Raw genomic sequence first — 6,274 nt, forward strand, 5'->3', positions numbered from 1 at the left:
GCTGATCGGCATCGGCGGTACCCCCGAGGGCATCATCGCCGCGGCCGCCATGCGCTGCCTGGGCGGCGCGCTGCAGGGCACCCCTCAACTGTTGTGTGAAAGCCGTTGTCTGTGTCGGCGTATGGGTGAGGTCTCGGGTTGAAGTACCCGAGAGGCCGATTGCGCTGCTACTTGACCGAATTGGCCAGCTTATCGGCGTAGGGCGCGATGAACTTTCCGACAATGGGAAGCTCTGCGCGGACGCCACCGGTGTTGTTCGCCTGGATCATCGCCATGATCCAGACGACGAACGTAAATACCCCAACCGCCAGGCCGACGAGGCTGAAGATGATCCCCAGCGTGCCGAGGATCGAACTGATCACGCTCAGGACGATATTGACCACCGAGGCCGCCCCGAAGAAAACGGTCGATTGCGCGGCATGGAATTTCACATCCGGGTCGTTCTTCCCCACGAAAAGGAAGACGATTCCGGTGAGCCACCCCAACACATAAGACAGGATGGCGCTGGTCTTCTTGTTCAAGCCGGCCGGCGACGGTTGGCCGACGGGAGGCTGAGCAGACGTCATAGTTGTAGCTTTCATGTTCATGAGCCTTCTGACGCATGCATTATGGGGTGCCCGGCCGTTGTCCGCCACCCGAATCCGCGACGAGTTTCGATGTCGCTGGGAACAGCGATATCCATCGGACGGTCGGGCCGTGGCGCGACTGCTGGCGTCGCATGGCGACAGGTCCGGACATGGTCGGCCGTCGTCCGCCCGGACTCGCTCACCTTGGTCACGTTTGTCAGGAAACCGGTTCGCGTAAGGCAACTCTGGTCCCTCAGGCTGCTGCGGCACAGCGCTGCGGCAGACACGGGCGTAGGCTGACCGCCCGACCCCGCTTGCACGCCAACCGATTGCGGCTGGCCACACGGCCCCCGTCCACTCTCCGGCCAGCCATACTCAGCGGACCGGGTCTGGAACATCGTGCCTTCAGGCGGATAATCCAGGCAGATGGCTTGCTGGGCCGGGGCTATTTCGATCGGATCGAATCGGTGTGGCGCGGGCGGTTACTCGCAGTTGGTCATGATCTTCTGCATAGCGGCCCGTCCCTTTTCGAGGTCGTCGTTACTCAGGCCGAGGGCCGACGGGTCCGTCTCGGTGAAGATGCCGGGCTTGGCCATGACCTTCAGGCCGTCCTGCGACATGCCCGAATCGATGAACAGCTTTGCGGCGCAGTCGGCCAACTTCTGGTCTTTCATGCTCGTCGTCGATGCGGCGGCCTTCACGACGCATCTGCTCGATAGCGAGCCCGTAATACTCTGTGGTCCAGGCGATTACCGCGTTGGTGGCCAGAGTCAGGCACCAGGCTTGCTCGGTCCGGGCTTCCAGGTGCCGGGCCCGGAAGGCTCTCAGGCGGTGTCGTCGGCTCGCTCGATCAGGCTGGCCAAGCGCGGGCCGATGACCGCGTAGGCTTCGGGTGTGCACATGAGCTGGTGCTTGACGGGCACCCTGTACTCGCAGATGTTCCCGGTAACGTACGGCCGCCAGTCGGCGGCGCTGTGTGCCATGCCGTCTTCGCGGCCGAATTCGGCGGCGAAGAGTTCCATGTGGGCGTCGAGCACCGAATGCTGGTAGTGCGCACCAAGTTCCACAGTGCGGACCGCGCCGCGGTACATGCGGCGCAGCCGTTGCGGGGTGAGCGCGGCCAGATCGCTGGGGATGGCGGCGTGCAGCGCTTTCAGCGCCTCGTCGCTGAGATCCTGGAGATCGCCGGCGGGCAGCGCGTCCTCGCTGATGCCGAATTCGGCGAACTGCTCGCGCAGGGATTGGCGGAAATCGGAGAATTCGGCCCCTGGGTAAGCGTCGAGGATGGCGAGCAAATCGACTCGCTGTCCGGCAGCCTGCAATTCGGTGGCGATGGCATGCGCGAGCACACCGCCGAGGGAGTAGCCGAGTAGCCGGTACGGGCCCTCAGGCTGCACCTTGCGCATGACCTCGATGTAGCGCCGTGCGACCTGTGTCAGCGAGTGTGGCCGGTAGTCGTCCCCGGTGAGGGCTGGCGATTGGAGACCGTAAATGGGTTGGTCCTCGGGTAGAAAGCGGGCCAGGCCCGCATACGGCCAGGCCATGCCGACCATGGGCGGCGCGCAGAACAGCGGGGTGCGGGTGCCGGTGGCCCGGATGGGCAGCAGGACACCGAGCGCGGAGTCGGCCGCAGCGTCGTCATCGTGGTGTCCCCGCATCGCAGCCGCGATGCGGGCGCTGAGCCCGGCGACAGTGGGTTCAGTGAACAACCACGACACCATCACCTCGGCCCCGGTCAGTTCGCGCAGTTTGGCGACAATACCGGTCGCCAGCAGCGAGTTGCCGCCGATGGTGAAGAAGTCGTCGTCGATGCCGACGAGATCGAGGCCGAGCGCCTGCGCGAAGGCCGCGGCCACCGCGTCCTCGAGCAGATTGGTGGGTGCGCGGTATTCGCCTTGGCGCAGTTCGGGTTCGGGCAGCGCCTTGCGGTCCAGTTTCCCGACCGGAGTAAGCGGCAGCGAGTCGAGGACCACGATGGCGGCGGGCACCATGTGTGGCGGCAGCGTCCGCGCCGCGTGCGCGGTGAGCCGATCCGCATCGATTCGGCGGCCGGGCACAGCGAGCACGTAGGACACCAGCACCGTGACGCTTACGGCGTTCTTGCGGCCGAGGGTGACCGCGTACTCGACGTCAGGGTGGGTGGCCAACACACTGTCGATCTCACCGAGCTCCACGCGGAACCCGCGAACCTTGACCTGGAAGTCGGAGCGGCCGACATAATCGATCTCCCAATTCCCCTCTCCCCCAGCATGATTGCCGTCTCGCTGGTCGGGTTCGGCGTACCAGCGGACCACATCGCCAGTGCGGTACATGCGCGCACCCGCCGCGCCCCAGGGGTTGGCGACGAATCGCTCGGCCGAAAGCCCGCTCCGGTTGCGGTAGCCGCGCGCGAGTGCGGCTCCGCTGAGGTAGAGCTCGCCGACGACGCCCGGCGGCACCGGGTTCAGCCGAGCATCGAGGACGAACGCCGACATGCCGCGCACCGGCGCGCCGACGGTGATGTGGCGGCCGGGCTCGGGCTGTGAGTAGGCGGCCATGACGGTGGTCTCGGTGGGGCCATAAGCGTTGTGGTACACCCGATCTGCGGTACTCCACTTGGCCACCAGCTCCGGCGGTGTCACGTCGCCACCGACCGACACCAGTTTCAGCTGCGGCTGTGCAGCCGCGTCGACCGTGCCGAGCAGGGCCGGGGTGATGAGGGCGTGGGTGACGCCCTCGCAGCGCATGAGCTCGGCGAGCTCGGGTCCGCCCAGGACCTCACGGGGCACCACGACCAGGGTGGCACCGAGCGAGAACGCGCAGATCCATTCCAGCACCGAGGGATCGAAGCTGGGCGAGCAGATGTGCAGAACCTTGCCGTTGGGATCGAGATCGTGGAGCCTGGCCGCGTAGGCGGCGAGGCCGCCCAGACCGGCATGGGTCACGCTGACGCCCTTGGGCATTCCAGTGGACCCGGAGGTGTAGATGACATAGGCCGGATTGCTCACATGGATCGGGGCGAGGCGATCGGCGTCGGTCACCGGCTCGCGCGCCGCCGCCGCGCACAGGTGCTCGGTGGTGGCGTCGTCCAGGCACAGCCAGTCGACCTCGCCCGGCAGCGCGGACTCGAACGCCTTGCCGGTGATGCCGATGACGGCGCCGGAGTCGGTGACCATGTGCCGGACCCGATCCGGCGGGTAGCTCGGGTCGACGGGCACGTGCGCGCCACCGGCCTTGGCGACCGCCAGTACTGAAGCGACCATCTCGAAAGAACGCGGGAAGGCCACGGCGACCAGCTTTTCTGGGCCGACGCCGCGGGCGATGAGCACCCGCGCCAGTTGCGAGGAATAGTCGTCGAGTTCGCCGTAGGTGGTGGAGTGGCCGCGGTAGCGGACGGCGATGCGGTCGCGGCCCAGTTCCACACCGCGGGTGAGCAGTTCGGGCAGCAGCACGGTGGCCATGACCTCGTCGCCGTGCACGTGGGTGAGCAGCTCGTACTCGTCGGAGTCGAGCAGCGGCAGGTCGCCGACGGCCGTGACCGGATGGTCCACGATGGCCTGGAGCAGGCGGGCGAACCGCTCCGTGAACACCTCGACCGTGCGCGCGTCGAACAGATCGGTGGAGTAGGTGAAGACCGCGTGCAGGCCGCTGTCGTCACTGCTCTCCCGCAGCGTCAGCGACAGGTCGAACTGCGAGGTCTGGATGCCGGATTCCAGTGCGGCGATGCGCAATCCGGGCAGTTCGAAGTCGTTGCCCGGCAGGTTCTGGAAGGCCAGCATGACCTGGAACAGCGGGTTGCGGGCGGTGGAGCGCTCCGGGTTGAGCACCTCGACCAGCCGCTCGAACGGCAGGTCCGCGTGTGCGAAGGCCTGCAGGTCGGTTTCCTTGGTGCGGGCCAGCAGTTCGTGGAAGCCCAGGCCGCCGTCCACGTGTGAGCGCAGTACCAGGGTGTTGACGAACATGCCGATGACGTCGTCCAGCGCGGCCTCGCCGCGGCCCGCGACGGGCGTGCCGATGGCGATGTCCTCGGTGCCGGACAGCCGTGCCAGGAACACCGCCAGCGCGCTGTGCACCACCATGAACAGCGTGGCGTTCTGCTCGCGCGCGATACGCTGCAGGCCGTGCTGGATGTCGGCGTCGATGTGGAAGGGCACCAGGCCGCCGCCGAAGCTCGACACCGGCGGGCGCGGGCGGTCGGCAGGCAGGTTGAGTTCGTCGGGCAGTCCGGCCAGCGCCTCGCGCCAGTAGGCGGCCTGCTGCGAGATCAGGCTCTGCTCATCGCTTTCCGAGCCGAGCACGGTGCGCTGCCACAGGCTGTAGTCGGCGTACTGGACCGGCAGCGGCGTCCAGGCGGGCGCGGCGCCGGCCGAACGCGCGATGTAGGCGGTCATGAGGTCGCGGGCGAGCGGGCCCATGGACCAGCCGTCGGCGCTGATGTGGTGGGCCACCAGCACGATGACATGCACGGCCGGTTCGACCCGGAAGAGCCGCACGCGCAGCGGGATCTCACGCGTGACGTCGAAGCCGGTTGACAGCAGTGTGCCGATGAGTTCGGGCAGATCCGCGGCGGCCACGGGTTCGGCGATCAGATCCGGCACCGCTTGCTCGGCGGGCAGCACCACCTGGTGGGCGGCGCCGCCGGTCTGCGGGTAGACGGTCCGCAGGGTCTCGTGCCGGGCGACGACATCCGCGACCGCGGCGCACAGCGCGTCCACGTTCAGCTCGCCGTCCAGGCGCAGCGCCATCGGCAGGTTGTATGCCGAAGCGGCCGTGTCGAACTGATTGAGGAACCACATGCGCTGCTGAGCCAGCGACAGCGGCACCTGTTCCGGGCGCGGTCCGGCCACCAGGGCCGGGGTGCGGCCCGTGCCCGCGGCCCGCTCCAGCCGGTCGGCCAGCGCGGCCACGGACGGCGCGTCGAAGATCAGGCGGACCGGCACCCGGGTGTCGAGGGCCGCGCCGAGGCGGGCGACCACCTGGGTGGCGACCAGCGAGTTGCCGCCGAGGGCGAAGAAGTCGTCGTCCAGGCCGAGCGGGCCGGGCAGGCCGAGGGTCTCGGCGAAGACGGTGGCGACGGTCTGCTCGACCGGGGAGACCGGTGCGCGGAATTCGCGGCCCTCGAATTCCGGTGCGGGCAGCGCCTTCCGGTCCAGCTTGCCGTTGGCGTTGACCGGCATGGCGTCGAGCACCACCAGGGCGGCGGGCACCATGTAGGACGGCAGCCGGGCGCCGAGGTGCGCCTTGAGCGCTGCGTTGAATTCGCCCTCCGCTGCGCTCCGGGCGGGGTTCGCGGCGCTGGAGGTCTCGATTCTTCCCTCCTCCGCTCCTCCGCTTCGCTCCCCCGCTCCGTCAGTCCAGAATCGAGACGCGCCGCGAACCAGCGTTGTGTTGAATTCGCCCTCCGCTGCGCTGTGGGCGGGGTTCGCGGCGGTTGAGCGCTCGGGAACCACGTAGGCCACGAGCTGGTCACCGCGGTCCGTGTCGGAACGCATGACGACGACGGCTTGGTCGACGGTGGCGTGGGAGGTGAGGGCGGCTTCGATTTCGCCGAGTTCGATGCGCAGGCCGCGTAGCTTCACTTGGAAGTCGGTGCGGCCCAGGTAGACCAGCTCGCCGTCGCTGTTCCAGCGCACCAGGTCGCCGGTGCGGTAGAGGCGCTCGCCGCGCCGGAAGGGGCTGGCCACGAACCGTTCCGCGGTCAGGTCGGGGCGGGCGACGTAGCCGCGGGC

At 68.2% G+C, this 6,274-nt stretch carries 3 protein-coding genes and 2 pseudogenes; 1 reads left to right on the plus strand and 4 read right to left on the minus strand.

The features are described from left to right. Positions 1–79, plus strand: a pseudogene (locus tag ABZ909_RS43245) (fructose-bisphosphatase class II); the annotation flags it as partial. 88 nt (positions 80–167) lie between these two features. On the opposite strand, the gene ABZ909_RS43250 reads toward ABZ909_RS43245, so the two are convergent. From ABZ909_RS43250 to ABZ909_RS43265, 4 genes and pseudogenes are all read right to left on the minus strand, one after another. Next, a complete protein-coding gene (locus ABZ909_RS43250) occupies positions 168–566 on the minus strand; it encodes a DUF4870 domain-containing protein (RefSeq protein WP_357012251.1) in 399 nt (132 codons plus the stop codon). A gap of 482 nt (positions 567–1,048) precedes the next feature. Continuing rightward, positions 1,049–1,267 (minus strand): hypothetical protein, encoded by a 219-nt coding sequence (locus ABZ909_RS43255; protein ID WP_357012256.1) that lies wholly within the window; start codon positions 1,265–1,267, stop codon positions 1,049–1,051. Then, positions 1,242–1,382, minus strand: a pseudogene (locus ABZ909_RS43260) (Tn3 family transposase); the annotation flags it as partial. The pseudogene ABZ909_RS43260 and the gene ABZ909_RS43255, both read right to left, overlap by 26 nt. An 8-nt stretch (positions 1,383–1,390) precedes the next feature. Continuing rightward, positions 1,391–6,229, minus strand: a complete 4,839-nt coding sequence (locus ABZ909_RS43265; protein WP_357012253.1) for an amino acid adenylation domain-containing protein — start codon at positions 6,227–6,229, stop codon at positions 1,391–1,393. Positions 6,230–6,274 lie beyond the last annotated feature (45 nt).

The organism is Nocardia sp. NPDC046763 (genome assembly GCF_040645495.1).
In the GTDB taxonomy this organism is placed as follows: domain Bacteria; phylum Actinomycetota; class Actinomycetes; order Mycobacteriales; family Mycobacteriaceae; genus Nocardia.

Excerpts from the sequence above, each read along its gene's own strand:
- ABZ909_RS43250 (WP_357012251.1), bottom strand. The coding sequence starts at position 566 with ATGACGTCTGCTCAGCCTCCCGTCGGCCAACCGTCGCCGGCCGGCTTG.